The sequence below is a fragment of the Cupriavidus taiwanensis genome, assembly GCF_900250115.1.
GTDB lineage: Bacteria > Pseudomonadota > Gammaproteobacteria > Burkholderiales > Burkholderiaceae > Cupriavidus > Cupriavidus taiwanensis_B.
This window is the reverse complement of sequence record NZ_LT984804.1, coordinates 112,671-126,881: the sequence shown is the minus strand read 5'-3', so window position 1 is coordinate 126,881 and position 14,211 is coordinate 112,671. Positions and strand designations below refer to the sequence as shown.

Annotated in this window: 16 protein-coding genes and 1 pseudogene; 9 read left to right on the top strand and 8 right to left on the bottom strand. The window is 67.8% G+C overall.

Features of this window, described 5'->3' with window-relative positions; genetic code table 11:
- Positions 1–35 precede the first annotated feature (35 nt).
- The 3 genes from CBM2586_RS17400 (at position 36) to CBM2586_RS17390 (ending at position 2,803) form a co-directional block, all read left to right on the top strand.
- Complete coding sequence (locus tag CBM2586_RS17400) at positions 36–1,322, top strand: MFS transporter (RefSeq protein ID WP_115688896.1); 1,287 nt, start codon at positions 36–38, stop codon at positions 1,320–1,322.
- 50 nt (positions 1,323–1,372) lie between these two features.
- The gene (locus CBM2586_RS17395; RefSeq protein ID WP_115688894.1) at positions 1,373–2,122 is read left to right on the top strand and encodes a creatininase family protein; all 750 of its coding nucleotides are present in this window, start codon (positions 1,373–1,375) and stop codon (positions 2,120–2,122) included.
- 216 nt (positions 2,123–2,338) lie between these two features.
- The gene (locus tag CBM2586_RS17390) at positions 2,339–2,803 is read left to right on the top strand and encodes a RidA family protein (RefSeq protein WP_115665778.1); all 465 of its coding nucleotides are present in this window, start codon (positions 2,339–2,341) and stop codon (positions 2,801–2,803) included.
- 9 nt (positions 2,804–2,812) lie between these two features.
- Here the strand turns inward: CBM2586_RS17390 and CBM2586_RS17385 are convergent, their stop codons facing one another.
- Entirely contained in the window at positions 2,813–3,724 is a 912-nt protein-coding gene (locus CBM2586_RS17385) for a LysR family transcriptional regulator (RefSeq protein WP_115665779.1), read from the bottom strand.
- Positions 3,725–3,954: 230 nt separating this feature from the next.
- Between CBM2586_RS17385 and CBM2586_RS17380 the strand changes: the two genes are divergently transcribed.
- Positions 3,955–4,665 (top strand): SDR family NAD(P)-dependent oxidoreductase, encoded by a 711-nt coding sequence (locus tag CBM2586_RS17380; protein ID WP_115688892.1) that lies wholly within the window; start codon positions 3,955–3,957, stop codon positions 4,663–4,665.
- An 86-nt stretch (positions 4,666–4,751) separates the two neighbouring features.
- Here the strand turns inward: CBM2586_RS17380 and CBM2586_RS17375 are convergent, their stop codons facing one another.
- The 3 genes from CBM2586_RS17375 to CBM2586_RS17365 form a co-directional block, all read right to left on the bottom strand.
- Positions 4,752–5,171, bottom strand: coding sequence for an organic hydroperoxide resistance protein (locus CBM2586_RS17375; protein WP_115665781.1), 420 nt, complete (start codon positions 5,169–5,171; stop codon positions 4,752–4,754).
- Between the two features lie 63 nt (positions 5,172–5,234).
- A complete protein-coding gene (locus tag CBM2586_RS17370; protein ID WP_115665782.1) occupies positions 5,235–5,585 on the bottom strand; it encodes a hydroxyquinol 1,2-dioxygenase in 351 nt (116 codons plus the stop codon).
- Positions 5,586–5,793: 208 nt separating this feature from the next.
- Positions 5,794–6,774, bottom strand: a complete 981-nt coding sequence (locus CBM2586_RS17365; protein WP_231942654.1) for a LysR family transcriptional regulator — start codon at positions 6,772–6,774, stop codon at positions 5,794–5,796.
- Between the two features lie 121 nt (positions 6,775–6,895).
- Between CBM2586_RS17365 and CBM2586_RS17360 the strand changes: the two genes are divergently transcribed.
- The 4 genes from CBM2586_RS17360 (at position 6,896) to CBM2586_RS17345 (ending at position 10,781) form a co-directional block, all read left to right on the top strand.
- Positions 6,896–7,879 carry a Bug family tripartite tricarboxylate transporter substrate binding protein gene (locus CBM2586_RS17360; RefSeq protein ID WP_115688890.1) on the top strand — a complete coding sequence of 328 codons (984 nt, stop codon included), beginning with the start codon at positions 6,896–6,898 and terminating at the stop codon, positions 7,877–7,879.
- Between the two features lie 42 nt (positions 7,880–7,921).
- Complete coding sequence (ggt, locus tag CBM2586_RS17355) at positions 7,922–9,529, top strand: gamma-glutamyltransferase (protein WP_373424284.1); 1,608 nt, start codon at positions 7,922–7,924, stop codon at positions 9,527–9,529.
- Between the two features lie 472 nt (positions 9,530–10,001).
- Positions 10,002–10,490 (top strand): ferric iron uptake transcriptional regulator, encoded by a 489-nt coding sequence (gene fur / locus CBM2586_RS17350; RefSeq protein ID WP_115688885.1) that lies wholly within the window; start codon positions 10,002–10,004, stop codon positions 10,488–10,490.
- A gap of 33 nt (positions 10,491–10,523) precedes the next feature.
- Complete coding sequence (locus CBM2586_RS17345; RefSeq protein WP_115688883.1) at positions 10,524–10,781, top strand: hypothetical protein; 258 nt, start codon at positions 10,524–10,526, stop codon at positions 10,779–10,781.
- A gap of 14 nt (positions 10,782–10,795) precedes the next feature.
- On the opposite strand, the gene CBM2586_RS17340 is transcribed toward CBM2586_RS17345, so the two are convergent.
- The 3 genes and pseudogenes from CBM2586_RS17340 to CBM2586_RS17330 form a co-directional block, all read right to left on the bottom strand.
- Complete coding sequence (locus tag CBM2586_RS17340; RefSeq protein WP_115688881.1) at positions 10,796–11,125, bottom strand: helix-turn-helix domain-containing protein; 330 nt, start codon at positions 11,123–11,125, stop codon at positions 10,796–10,798.
- Positions 11,109–11,291 (bottom strand): annotated as a pseudogene (locus tag CBM2586_RS17335) (type II toxin-antitoxin system RelE family toxin); the annotation flags it as partial. The gene CBM2586_RS17340 and the pseudogene CBM2586_RS17335, both read right to left, overlap by 17 nt.
- A 10-nt stretch (positions 11,292–11,301) precedes the next feature.
- Positions 11,302–12,231: a DMT family transporter gene (locus tag CBM2586_RS17330; RefSeq protein WP_115688879.1), complete on the bottom strand. Its 930-nt coding sequence runs from the start codon at positions 12,229–12,231 to the stop codon at positions 11,302–11,304.
- Positions 12,232–12,734: 503 nt separating this feature from the next.
- Here CBM2586_RS17330 and CBM2586_RS17325 point away from each other — a divergent pair.
- Positions 12,735–13,058 (top strand): PadR family transcriptional regulator, encoded by a 324-nt coding sequence (locus CBM2586_RS17325; RefSeq protein WP_115665789.1) that lies wholly within the window; start codon positions 12,735–12,737, stop codon positions 13,056–13,058.
- Between the two features lie 92 nt (positions 13,059–13,150).
- Here the strand turns inward: CBM2586_RS17325 and CBM2586_RS17320 are convergent, their stop codons facing one another.
- A complete protein-coding gene (locus CBM2586_RS17320; protein WP_115688877.1) occupies positions 13,151–14,188 on the bottom strand; it encodes a putative 2-aminoethylphosphonate ABC transporter substrate-binding protein in 1,038 nt (345 codons plus the stop codon).
- Positions 14,189–14,211: the final 23 nt, after the last annotated feature.

The following is a 14,211-nucleotide window of genomic DNA, read 5'->3' as shown; positions in this document are numbered from 1 at the left end:
CCCACCGAGCCGCAACCACACCGGAGACAACGAGCATGCTAGCCAACCCCACCGCGGGCGCCATGGATGGCGCTTCCAGCCTGTACAGCCGCATCAACTGGCGCCTGTTGCCCTTCCTGCTGGTCTGCTACCTGTTTGCCTACCTGGACCGGGTCAACGTCGGCTTCGCCAAGCTGCAGATGCAAAGCGACCTGGGCTTCTCCGACGCGGCCTACGGCGTCGGCGCCGGGATCTTCTTCCTCGGCTATGTGCTGTTCGAGCTGCCGAGCAACCTGATGCTGCCGCGGGTCGGGGCCCGCAAGACCTTCAGCCGGATCCTGGTGCTGTGGGGTCTCACTTCGGCGTGCATGGTGTTCGTGCGGGACGTGCCGACGTTCTACGCGATGCGCTTCCTGCTCGGCGTGTTCGAGGCCGGCTTCGCGCCCGGCATGATCTATTACCTGTCGTGCTGGTACGGGCCGCAACGCATGGCACGCGCCATCGCCATCGTGTTCCTGGCCGGGCCGATCGGCGGCATCGTCGGCGGCCCGGTGTCGGCCTGGCTGATGACCGCGCTGGCGGGCCATGGCGGACTGGCGGGCTGGCAATGGATGTTCCTGGTCGAGGGCCTGCCGTGCGTGCTGCTCGGCATGCTGGCGCTGTCGCTGGTGCCGGACCGCCCGGCGCAGGCGAGCTGGCTCAGCGACGCCGAACAGCGGCTGCTGGAAGCCGAGCTGGGACCGGTTGCGGCGCACAAGCATGGCTTCGGCGCGGTGGCCAGGGATCCGCGTGTCTATGTGCTGGCGCTGGCGTACTTCTGCATCATCGCGGCGATCTACGCCATCAGTTTCTGGCTGCCGACCATGATCAAGGCGCAGGGCGTGGACGATACCGTGCGGCTCGGCTGGTATGCGGCCATCCCCTACGTGGCCGCGGCCTTCGGCATGTACTACATGGGCCGCAAGTCCGACCGCTCGGGCGAGCGGCGCCTGCACTGCGCGCTGCCGGCGCTGGGGGCGGCCGCGCTGCTGGCCGCCTCGGTGCTGGCGGACGGCAACCTGGTGGCGACGCTGGTGCTGCTGACGCTCGCCACCATGGGCCTGTGGATGGCCTACACCGTGTTCTGGGCCATGCCGGCCGAGTACATCAAGGGCCCGGCGGCGGCGGGCGGCATTGCGCTGATCAACACCATCGGCCTGTCGGGCGGCTTCTGGGGGCCGGCCATCATCGGCTGGACCAAGACCGCGACCGGCAACCTCCATCTCGGCATGCTGATGATGGCCGCGCTGCCGCTGCTGGCGGCCATCATCATCCTGTGCAACCAGATGCCCGCGCGCCGCTGAGGCGGCATCGCGCCGCCGTGATCCCAACCCTCACCCACCAAGGAGCTCCCGTGCAACTTCATCTGTCAACCTGGGCGGAGATCGAGCAATACCTGGCCCGCAGCCGCACCATCGTGATCCCGATCGGCTCGAACGAACAACATGGGCCGACCGGCCTGCTCGGCACCGACTGGCTGTGCCCGCAGATCATTGCCGGCGAGGCCGAGAAGCAGGCCGATATCCTGGTGGCGCCGACCTTCAATATCGGCATGGCCCAGCATCACCTGGCATTCGCCGGCACGATCTCGCTGCGCCCGTCGACCTTCATTGCCGCGATCGGGGACTGGGTACGTTCGCTCGCCGGACACGGCTTCGAGAAAATGCTGTTCCTGAACGGCCATGGCGGCAACGTCGCCTCGATCGACGCGGCCTTCTCCGAGCTCTACGCCGAAGCCAGCTTCGCCCGGCGCCGCGCCGGCTTTGCGCTGAAGCTGTGCAACTGGTGGGACTTGCCTGGCGTGGGCGAACTGGCGCGCGACCAGTTCCCGACCGGCCATGGCGCGCACGCCACGCCGTCCGAAATCGCAATCACCCAGTGGGCCTTGCCGGATGCGCGCAAACAGGCCGACTATGCGCCCCGGATCGCCCCCAGCGGCCCGATCCGCGAGGCGCTGGACTTCCGCGCGCGCTATCCGGATGGCCGCATCGGCTCGGACCCCGGACTGGCGACGCCCGAGAAGGGCGCCGCGCTGGTGCGGCTGGCGGCGCAAAGCCTGGTCCGCGAACTGGACGCGTTCGGCCGCGAACCCATGCCGGACTGATGCCGCGGCCAGGTGCATGGCTGGCCGCGGCCAGGACTGGTTACGTCATGTATCAAGTCCTGTTCCCGCCGATGGCTTTATCGCGTGCAGGCGAGCCCATAGAGTCCGTGGTGTGAGCACGGCCGCCGGCTCCGACATGCACTTGGCGCCGTCCCCGATGCCACGGCCGGCACTCGCCGTGCCGTTTGCGACACCACCTTCGGATTGGGAGCCAGCATGTCCGTCCAGCAACGACTCGCGGCGCGCGGCCTGGCGCTGCCGCAACCGCCTCAACCCTTGGGCAGCTATACCGCGGTCAGCCAGGCCGGAGAGCTGCTGTTCATTTCCGGGCAGCTGCCGCTGCAGGATGGGAAGGTGATGTGGCAGGGCCAGGTCGGCAAGGACCTGAGCGTCGACCAGGGCAGACGTGCCGCCGAACTGGCCGCGCTGAACGTGCTGGCGCAGATCGACGCGCATCTGGGCGGCTTTGCGCGGCTCGACCACCTCGTGCGGGTCGACGGCCACATTGCCAGCGCGCCGGGTTGGTTCGCACAACCGGTGGTGCTCGACGCGGCGTCGGACCTGTTCCGCGACGTGCTGGGCGACAAGGCCGGCCACGCGCGCACGATCTCTTCGCACTTCCAGCAGCCGGGCAACGCGGCCGTGATCCTGGTGGTCATTGCCCAGGTCCGGCCGGCATGAGCCGAACGGCTACGCCGAGAATTTTTCGAGCAGGAAATCAACGAACACCCGGACCCGGCGCGTGACATGGCGCGCGGACGGGTATAGCAGCACGAACGGGCGCACGCTGCCGCCGTATTCGCGCAGCACCTCCACCAGCGTGCCATCGCGCAGATCCTGTTCCACCACGAAGCGATAGGTCTGGAACAGTCCGGCGCCGGCGCGCACCAGCGTGGCGCCGCCAAGGATGTCCTCCGACGCCGTGTACGAGCCGGTCGTCACGATATCGGTTTCCGAGCCGTCGACCTGCAGGGTCCAGGGAATCCTGCGGCCGCTGCTGGGGCGCTCGAACTGGATGCACTCATGCCGCAGCAGATCCTCCGGCGCTTGCGGCGTGCCGGCTTGCCGCAGGTACGCGGGCGCCGCCACCACCACCAGTTCGGCGTCCTCGAGCTTGCGCGCGATCAGGTTCGAGTCATCCGGCGCGCGTCCGCGCACGCACAGGTCATAGGTGTCATCGGCGAAATCCACGTTGCGATTGCTGATGTGCACATCGATCTGGACCTCGGGATACAGCGCCCGGAATGCCGGCAGCACCGGCAACACGCGATAGTGGGCATACGGCGTCGGCAGGCTGATGCGCAGCCGCCCGGCGGGCGTCGCGTGCTGGCCGCCGATCTGCCGCTCGGCATCGACCAGCTGCGCCAGCGCGGCGCGGCTCTGCTCGAAGTACAGGCGGCCTTCGTCGGTCAGGCGGATCTGCCGCGTGGTGCGCACGAACAGCCGCACGCCCAGCCGCTCTTCCAGCCTCTGCACGGTACGGCTGACCGCGGGCGGCGTCACGCCGGCGGCGACCGCGGCCGCGGTAAAGCTGCCCAGTTCCGCGGCCAGGCAAAACAGTTCGATGCTGCCGAGCTGGAGGTCATCGAATTGGCGTTTCATTGCTTCCCCCTGCTGGTAACGGACCTCGCCCGGGATCCGGCGCAGTCGCCATCATAGGTTTGCGCCCCGCCGAAGTCGACCGACACGCCCGGGCATTAGTACGCGCCACGCATAACTGTTTGTGCGGGCGGTGCCTTCGAAAGCCGGGTCCAAGCCCTTAGATTGGAAGCCATCGGCGCCGCGGGCCCGATCGGCACGCTAGCCGGACCAACCTACATCGAGGTGAAAACATGAGTGCAGCACAGAAAGTCGTCGTCATCACAGGCGCATCGCAGGGCATCGGCGCGGAACTGGTCAAGGCCTTCCGCGAACGCGGCGATCGCGTCGTCGCCACGGCGCGCAGCATCCGCCCGTCCGACGATCAGGACCTCCTGACCGTCGCCGGAGACCTGGCCGACCCGGCCACTGCGCGCCGCGTCATCGGCGAGGGCGTGACCAGGTTCGGCCGGATCGATACGCTCGTCAATAACGCCGGCATCTTCGTCGCCAAACCGTTCACCAGTTATACCGGCGCAGACTACGCAGCGGTCACCGGCATCAACCTGGCCGCCTTTTTCCATATCACGCAGCTGGCGGTCGCGCAGATGGAGAAACAGCGCAGTGGCCACGTGGTCAGCATCACCACCAGCCTGGTCGACCATGCCCTCAGCGGGGTGCCATCGGTGCTGGCGTCGCTGACCAAGGGCGGCCTGAACGCGGCCACGCGGTCGCTGGCGATCGAATACGCGCGCACGGGCATCCGCGCCAACGCCGTCTCGCCCGGCATCATCAAGTCGCCCATGCATGCGCCCGAAACCCACGCGGCCCTGGGCGCGCTGCACCCGATGGGCCATATGGGCGAGATGCGCGATATCGTCGACGCCGTGCTGTATCTGGATTCCGCGCCATTCGTGACCGGCGAGATCCTGCACGTCGACGGCGGGCAGAGCGCCGGCCATTGACCTCGCGGCATGCGACCGCGGCAGCCCTCGGCTGCCGCGGTGATGACTTGCAGGATGGGGGCTGCCTCATCAGGCCGCCCCTCGCTTCAGACCAGCCTGGTCTCGACGTGGATGTTGCCGCGCAGCGCCTTGGAGTACGGGCAGGTCTGGTGCGCGGTATCGACCAGTGCCTGCGCCAGCTCGCGCTCGATACCGGGAATGCTGACATTGAGACGGGCCTGCAGCAGGTAGGCGTCGCCCGCCATGCCCAGGTCGACCTCGGCATCGACCGACAGGTCCGACGGCAGCCTGACCTGCCGCTTGCCGGCCGCCAGCCCGATCGCGCCGATAAAGCATGCCGACCAGCCAGCCGCCAGCAACTGCTCCGGGTTGGTGCCGGCGCCGCGCGAGCCGGGCGAAGACAGCTGCAGGTTGAGGCGGCCATCGTCGCTGCGCGCCTCGCCATCGCGGCCGCCCGCGCTGATGTGGACCTTGCCGGTGTACAGCACTTTGTCGATATGGGTCATGTCTGGTTCCTGTTGGGTGGTGTTGGTGGTGATGAAGCGGGCCGGCGTACCGGCCGGCGCGGCTTAGGCGTAGGCGCCGTCCAGATACGGATCGACGCTGCGCGCCGGGTCAGCGGAAACACCGCTGCGGTCCAGCCCCGCCACGGAGCGCGCGCCATCGGTGTAGGGATCGACATTGCGCGCACCATCGCTGAACGGATCGACGCTGCGGGCGCCGTCGCTGTACGGGCTGCGCGGCTCCTGGACCGAGCGCGCGCCCTCGCTGTACGGGTCGCGGGCGTCCACCGCGCTGCGGGCACCATCGGTGAACGGGTCGCGTGCGCCGGCGGCGGAGAAGCTGGCGGCCTGGGCCCCGGCAGCGGCGGCGGCGAGAGCGAGGGCGAAGACAAAGCGGCGGGCGATTTGGGTAGTCATGATCGGTTTCCTTAAATTCACGTTGAGGGTTGAGCGGGCCGGCTTTCGCTTTCGGGGTATCCGACGCCGCGGCCACGGAACGTATTTAAGGTGACCGGTGTATCGGCCATGTAGCCGATGCGGGACGCATTTGTCAGCCGCGGTGTCGGAGCCGCGGCCGGATACAAAGCGGTACAAAGTGCAGGGCGATGCGCAGGCATCGCGCCGGCTAACTGGCCGCCGTGCCCTGCGCTGCCTGCGCGCTGCCTTCCTCCGGTCCCAGGCGCATGGCCTCTTCGCGCAGGCTGCGCACGAACGCATGCACGACCTCGCCCGCCCCGCCCTGGCGCCATACCGCGCCCACCGGCCCGAACGACTCGGCGTCGGCCACCGGCAGCACCCGCAGCAGGCCCAGCGCTTCGAGGTGGCGGGCCATCGCGCCGGAACAGACGCCAATGTAGTCGGTGCCACGCAACACCGCTTCCAGCGTCAGCACGGAACCGGTTTCCACGCGCGGCTGCAGCCCGGCCGCGCCGCGCTCCAGCAGCACGGTGTCGAGCCGGGTCCGCATCAAGGTCTCGCGCGGCGGCATCACCCACGGGAAGGCGAACAGGTCGCGCCAGGCGATGCGCTGGCGTCCTGCCAGCGGATGATGCCGTGCCACCACCACGCCGATGCCATCCTCGAACAGCACCTCGTGCGCCAGGTGCGGGCCATAGGCGCGCGCGTCGATGGAGCCGACGATGACGTCGTAGTCGCGCCGTTCGAGCCGCTCCAGCAGGGTATTGAAGACGCCCTCCGTGACTTCGATCTGCACGTTGGGCTGCGCCTGCTGAAACCTGACGATGGCGCGCGGCACCAGGTGCGCCACGCCGGCAAAGACGCTACCCACGTGCAGCCGCGCCACCGCGCCCTTGGCGATCGAACCCAGTTCTTCATGCGCGCGCGAGACCTCGCCCAGCACGCGCAGCGCCAGCTTGCGCACCGCGTCGCCGGCCGGCGTGAGCTGCAGACGGCGCCCGCGCACCAGCAGCCGTGCGCCCGCGAGCGCTTCCATCTCGCCCAGCCAGTGCGACATCGCCGACTGCGTCATGTGCAGGCGCTGCGCCGCCGCCGACAGCGTCCCGGCATCCAGCAGGATCAGGAAGGATTCGAGATGGCGCATGCGCAACCGGCGCGCCCAGGCCACGCTATCAGCAGGATCAGCCATGAGTGTTTACTAATACATCTATCGGAACAATTCACTGGCGCTCATGGTAAGCCAATTCAATAATGCGCAGGAGTTCCCGGGCCTTCTCAGCTTCCTCACATTGTTCTCAGGCTTTCTACCTATGAAGAAACTCTCAGTTGTTTCGCACCTGGCCGTGGCGGCGATCGGCCTGGGCCTGGCCCTGCCCGCATGGAGCTGTGGCGAAGCGGGCTCGAACCGCCCCATCCGCCTGGTGGTATCCCAGCAAGCCGGCGGCAGCACCGACACCATCGCCCGCATGTGGGCCGAGCATGCCGGCAAGGAACTCGGCACCACGGTGGTGGTGGAGAACAGGCCCGGCGCAGGCGGCGTCATCGCCGCCAAGTCGGTGCTGGCGCAACCCGCGGACGGCTGCACGCTGTTCCTGGCAGGCGTGTCGCAAATGGTGCTGAACAAATTTGCGTACGCCCCGCTGGCCTATTCGCCCGAGAAGGATTTCACGCCGGTCGCGACGCTGACCAACGTGCCGTTCGTGCTGGTGGCCAACCCGCAAACCGGGTTGCGCACGCTGGACAACCTCACCGAAGCGGCGCGCGCCAAACCCGGCGCGATCAATTTCGCTTCGTCCGGACTCGGCAATTCGACCCACCTGGTGGTCGAGATGCTGCTCAAGCAGCGTGGCCTGCGCATGACCCACGTCCCCTACAAGGGCGAGCCTGATGGCGTGGTCGCCACGGTCTCGGGCGAAACACAGGTGATGGCGCCGGTGCTCAGCACCGCGTTGCCGCAGATCCGCGCCGGCAAGCTGGTGCCGCTGGTGGTGTTTGCCGCGAAACGCGTGCCGGACCTGCCGGACGTGCCGGCGGCACCGGAAATCGGGCTGAAGGGTTTCGAGGACATCGGCTGGTCGGGCATCGCGGCCAAGGCCGGCACGCCCGCCGCGCCGATCCGGCGCATGCATGCGGCCACGCAGAAATTCCTGTCGGACCCGGTGGTGGTCGACAAGCTGCGCGCGATGCAGGTGACGCCGATGCCGGGCCCGGTGGGCAAGCTGGCCGAGCTGACCGCCCGCGACACGGTCAAGTGGAAGGACGCCATCGGCGACCTGAACCTGCGCGCCAACTGAAGTCACACAACCCGGACCCCGAGGTATCCCATGAAAAAAGGCATGGTCGTCTGCCCGCAGCCCGAAGCGGCGGAAGCAGGCATCGAAATCCTGCGCGCTGGCGGCAATGCGGCCGACGCCGCGGTCGCCTGTGCGTTTGCCCAGACCGTGGTCGATCCGCTGATGTGCGGCATCGCCGGGTTCGGCACCGCCGCGGTGTATATGCCGTCGCAGCGGGCGCACGAGTACATCGACTTCCACGCCACTGCACCGGCGCGGGCCACGCCGGACATGTGGGCCGACAAGCTGGAAGGCGAGGCCCGCGACGGCTTCGGCTTCTTCGTCAGGGACCGGCTCAACGACATCGGCTACCAGTCGATCGCCACGCCGGGCACGCTGCGCGGGCTGGAGGCGATTCACCGCAGCTACGGCAGGCTGCCCTGGCGGGAAGTCATCGCGCCGGCCATCCGCTGGGCGCGCGAAGGCTATTTTGTGCGGCCGGGCATGTATGCGTTCTGGATCGACGTGGCCACGCTTGGCCGCGCCAGCAACCTGGAGCGCCTGGCATACAGCGCCGATGGCCGGCGCCTGTATTGCCGCGAAGACGGCTCGCCCAAGACCATCGGCACACCGCTGCGCAATCCCGACGTGGCCGACACGCTCGAACAGATCGCGCGCGAGGGGGCGGATGCGTTCTATCTGCACGATATTGCCGGGCGCATCGTCGCCGACATGGAAGCCAACGATGGCCTGCTGTCGCGCGCGGACCTGGCGGCCTACCGGGTCGAGCGCACGGCGCCGCTGACCGGCACCTATCGCGACCGCACCATCACCACCAACCAGCCCCCGGGCGGCGGCGTGATGCTGATCGAGATGCTGAACATCCTCGAGCGCTTCGACCTGGCGCGGATCGGCCACAACACGCCGGAATACCTGCGCGTCGTCTGCGAGGCGATGAAGGCGGCCACGCGCGACAAGGACCTGCACGTCGGCGATCCGGCCTTTGTCGACGTGCCGCTGGCGCGCCTGCTCGACAAGGCCTATGCGCGCGAGCTGGCCGCACGCATCGTCGCCGGCGACAAGATCGACATTGCCCGCGTCAACCCCGGCCATGTGGTGCCGCGCGACACCACGCACCTGTCGGTGGTCGATGGCGAGGGCAACTGCATTGCGCTGACGCATTCGCTGGCGATGCCGTCGGGTGTGATGACGCCGGGGCTGGGCTTCCTGCACAACGGCTGCATGGGTGTGTTCGATCCGCGCCCGGGCCGCGCCGGCAGCATCGCGCCGGGCAAGCGGCGCTTCACCTCATCATGCCCCTCGATCGTGTTCCGCGGTGGCAAGCCGGAGATCGTGCTCGGCGCGCCGGGCGGCACCCAGATTGCCATGGGCGTGCTGCAGGCGATCCTGAACGTGGTGGATTTCGGCATGGCGATGCAGCCGGCCGTGTCGGCGCCGCGCTTTTCATCGACCAGCAATGCCATCGACGTGTGCAACCGGATTCCGCGCTATCTCACCGCGGAACTGGAAGCGCAAGGCTATGAGGTGATTCGCAATCCGTACAACTACACGATCGCGTGGGTGCATGCGATCCGGCTGGCACACGGCGAGCTCGATGGCGGCGCGGACCCCGGGCGCGACGGGGTGGCGCTGGAGACGGAGATCGCCTGAGAGGCGCCCGCAGCCAAATCCACTCCATCCGAAAATTTTCCTTGAAATGAGATCGATTCCCATTTACCATTCGATCACTGCCTGACGCACGGTGTACCGAACAGCGCACCGGACAGCGCAGGCAGGCCAGCCAGGCTGCGCCCTCGCGGCACGCGACGGCTAGCAGCGCTGGCAGGCAGGAAAGAATTCCGGATGCCGCCCCCGCGGCCTTCGATACCGACTTTTGTGGGGACCGCTCCGTCACGCGGAGCGTTTGGTAGTAGCCAGTCTCCGGAAGATCGGGAAAGCAACCAGACCCCGCTTTCCCGATCGCGTCTTCCGGCGGCAAGCCAGGCCACCTTTTTATTCCGCGCGCCGTGCAGGCACGTCGCGCCGCCAGGGACGGCAGCGCCAGCGCCCGCCGGCCCTGGCGCTTCCCGCCTGAAATTCCGCCAGGCCACTGACGCCGTGCCCGTGCGGCGCCAGCCGCAGCATGCCTATGCCATCCGCCATGTCATCCGAGAGCACCAACCCGATCCATCTCAAGCGCGCCGGCCTGAAGGCGACGTCGCCGCGGATGCGCATCCTCGAAGTGTTCCGCACCAGCGCCAGGCGCCACCTGAGCGCGGAAGATGTCTACCGCATCCTGCTGACGCAGGACGAGGATGCCGGGCTGTCGACGGTCTACCGCGTCCTCAACCAGCTGGTGCAGGCCGACATCCTGCTGCGGCACAGCTTCGAGTCGGACCACGCCGTATTTGAACTGAACGAAGGCGGTCACCACGACCACCTGATCTGCGTGGCATGCGGCCGCGTGGAGGAATTCCGCGACGAGAGCATCGAGCAGCGCCAGCGCCAGGTTGCCGCCGACAATGCCTTCGTGCTGCGCGAACATATGCTGGTGCTGTACGGCGTATGCCCGCAATGCCGTGCCGACGCCGCCGCCACGGAACGCGCGCCGCAACTGCCGGCCAGCGCCTGACCCCGCCGCATGCCGCGCCTGACGGAGCCATCCATGGAGCGCCTGACCAAACCCCTGTCCGAACTGAAGCACCTGATCAACCTGTGCCTGCGCCAGGAGCCCGGCTGCCAGGACTGCCAGCTGCGCGCGGTGTGCGTGCACCGGCCCGACCATACCGGCTGCAACTGGAGCGCGGAAGTGGATTGTCCCGAGCGCAGCGAAGCTGACGCCGTACGTCACTGGCGTCAGGCCCGCCGCGTGGTGATGATGGTGCGCGAGCAGTACAACGTGGGCGCGGCAGCGCAGGCCTGAACCGGCCGCTGCGATCAGATATCGAGCTGCGCTGCGGTGATGCCCAGCGCTGCGGCAATCCGCTCGCGCGAGGTCTGGCGCAGGCGGGCACTGTTTTCCTGCTGCGCGTAGGCAGGCTGCGAGATGCCGAGCCGCGCGGCAACTTCCGCCTGCGTAAGGCCAAGATGTTCGCGCCATGCACGCAGCGGAGGTACGTCATCGGCAAGCACTCGCCGGACCACGGCATGCGGGATCAGGTCCGCGGCTTGCGCAAATTGCGTGAGGTAATCGCCGTACGGGATCACGACAAAGGCCGGCTTGCCGTCCGCCCCAACGATCGTCTGGATGTTAGTAGGTACGCTCATCCCGTTTTTTCACTGCCTGAATTTCCACGATTCGTATCGTACCGTCCCAGTCGAACAGCACGCGGTAATTGCCACCCCTCAGCCGATAGCCGTAGACATGACCGACCAGGGCTTCGACGTGCTCGCATTTCGGCATGTATGCCAAGGCTTCCACCGCATCCACGACGTGGCCCAACTCAACGTTCGGCGGCGGTCCCGGCGGCGTGTCTGGTTCCGGTCTGTGCTGCCGCCCCCGGCCGTAGCACCAGCCACACCGCCATGCCGATCAGCGCGCCGCCCGCGGCATGCGCCCACGACAGCGCCTCGCCCAGGAACAGCGCGCCCCAGACGATGCCGAACGGCGGGATCAGGAAGGTGACCGTGAGCGAGCGCACCGGACCGAGGTCGGAAATCAATCGGTAATACAGGATGTAGGCCAGCGCCGTGCACAGCGTGCCCAGGCCCAGCATGGCCGCCCAGACGCCGGCGCCGGCATCGGGCAGCGTGTTGTGGCGCCACAGCGCGGCGATGCACAACGGAAGCAGGAAGGCGGCCGCCCCCACCAGGCTGCCGGCGGCGACCAGCCGGCTGTCCAGCCCGCCCCGCTGCGTGATCCAGCGCCGAGCGAGGAAACCCGACAGGCCGTAACAGGCCGTGGCGAGCAGGCAGGCCAGCGCCCCCACCAAGACCTCGGCGGAAAAAACCACCGGGCCGGTGCGGGTCAGCACCGCGACCCCCGCCACGCCCAGCATCACCCCCATGGCTTTTGCGCGCGTCAGCGGTTCCGCAAAGGCCAGCGCTCCGATCATCACGCCCATCAGGGGCGTCATGGCATTGAACACCGCCGAGTAACCGGCCGGCAGCCACAGCGCTGCCACGGCATACATGGCGAACGGGATGCCGGAGTTGACCACGCCCAGCGCCAGCACCGCCGGCCATTTGCCTTGCATGTCCCAGCGCAGGCCCAGCAACGGCAGGCACGCGGCCAGCGTCAGTGCGCCGATCAGGACGCGCACGAACGCCGTCGGCACCGGCCCCAGCACCGGCGCGCCGATGCGGATGAACAGGAAGCTGGCGCCCCAGAGGGCGGCGAGGGCCAGCAGGCGAAACAGGTCGAGGGGTTTCATCGGTCGGCAGGGACGCTTGCCAGCAGGGTCGGCGATGCCGCATTGGACGCCGGCGCTGCGCCGATCGCAAGCCGGATTCGGACCTGTGGCACTGCAGTCACCCCTGAAAGCCGTCAGAGACCACGGGATTTGGCGACGCGTTGACGGATCTACCGGAACACTAGGCGACGTTTGCGCCACAATGTCATGTGAATACGTCACATTCTTACCGTCAGCTTTCATCCGCTCCCCTCGCAGGAGGGGGCGTGTTACCGACGCGTGACAATCCGCATTAGATTAAATTAAAATCTGGTCTGCGCCAGAGTTAATTGACCCCTCCGACGCATTCCCGACAAGCCGCCAGGCCTCCTGGCGGCTTCTTTTTTTGGATCCGGTAGAATGCGCGTTGCCCCGCGCACCGGCAGGCGGCAACCCCGTTGACGCACCGTCCCGCGGCGCCGCAGGCATCATACTGCCCGCATCCTGCGTCAACCGGCGCGGCGCCAGTCGCGTTGCCAATCCACATGAAACGACAGTTCCTGGGCCTGCTGGCCCGCGTTTACGTCCTGCAATTTGCACTGGAAGTCCCCGCAACGGTGGCCATGCTGGCCGACATGCTGCTGGAATATGGCTTCCAGGTCGATATCGGCTCGGTGCGTCCGCTGTTGCGCGCCCTGCAAATGGAAGGCTACCTGGAAAGCGTGCTGCGCGATGGCATCGGCCGGGTCTACCTGCTGACGGAACGCGGCCGCGAAGAACTGCAGGCCAGCCGCCAGCGCATCGACGAACTCTACCGTCGACTGCACGCCGGCCTGCCCGCGACCGACGACGCGCAACGCCCGGCCTGATCCGGGGCCTGGCAACGGCGGTCGCGGCGCCCCGGCGTACCCGTTTCTGCGGGCTGCTTGCGTCGCCGCGGCGGCGCCTTGCCCGAGGGCTCTTACTTCTTCTCCGCCTTCCCTTCGTAGCGCTTGCTCCATTCGGCCAGGATGCGGTCGCGGTTGTCGCTGGCCCAGCGGAAGTCGTTCTTGATCAGGCGCTTCTCGTAGTCCGCCGGCAGCAGCACGTCGGGCTTGGCGATGCCGGGCACGGCCAGCACCGCGAAGTTCTTTTCATACAGCCCCATCGCCTCGCGCGACGCCGAGAAGTCGGCCAGCTTGCGCGCCGCATCGAGATGTTTCGTGCCCTTGACGATGGCGGTCGCCTCGATGTCCCAGCCCATGCCTTCGCTGGGCAGCACGATATCGATCGGCGCGCCTTCCTTCTTCGACTTCATGGCGCGGTACTCGAACGCGATGCCGATCGGAAACTCGCCCTGCGCGGCCATCTTGCACGGCTTGGAACCCGAGTGCGTGTACAGGCCGATGTTCTTGTGCAGGGCATCCATGTACTGCCAGCCCTTCTGCTCGCCCATCATCTGCAGCCATGCGCTGACGTCGAGGAAGCCCGTGCCCGACGAGGCCGGATGCGGCATCACCACCTTGCCGGCATAGACGGGCCTGGTCAGGTCGGCCCACGAAGTGGGCTTGGGCAGGCCCTGCTTCTGCGCCTCGACGGTGTTGAAGCAGATCGCCGCGCCCCACACGTCCATGCCGACCCATGCCGGCGGGTTGGCCGGGCTGCGGTACTTGGCATCGATCGCGGCCAGGTTCTTCGGCGCGTACGGGTCGAGCATGCCTTCCTTGTCGAGGATCGCCAGGCTGGAGCCGGCCAGGCCCCACACCGCGTCGGCGCGCGGCGCGGCCTTTTCCGCCAGCAGCTTGGCGGTGACGATGCCGGTGGAATCGCGCACCCACTTGATCTCGATATCGGGATGCACCTTCTCGAACGCGGCCTTGTAGGCGGCGATCTGGTCGGCTTCGAGCGCGGTATAGACCGTCAGCACGGTGGCAGCGGCGGCGTGGCCGGCCAGCAGCGGCAGCGTGGCGGCGGCCACTGCGGCGGCGATTGCGACGGCAGCGCGGGGAATGCGGGACATGGTTTCTCCTTCGGGGTCGGTCA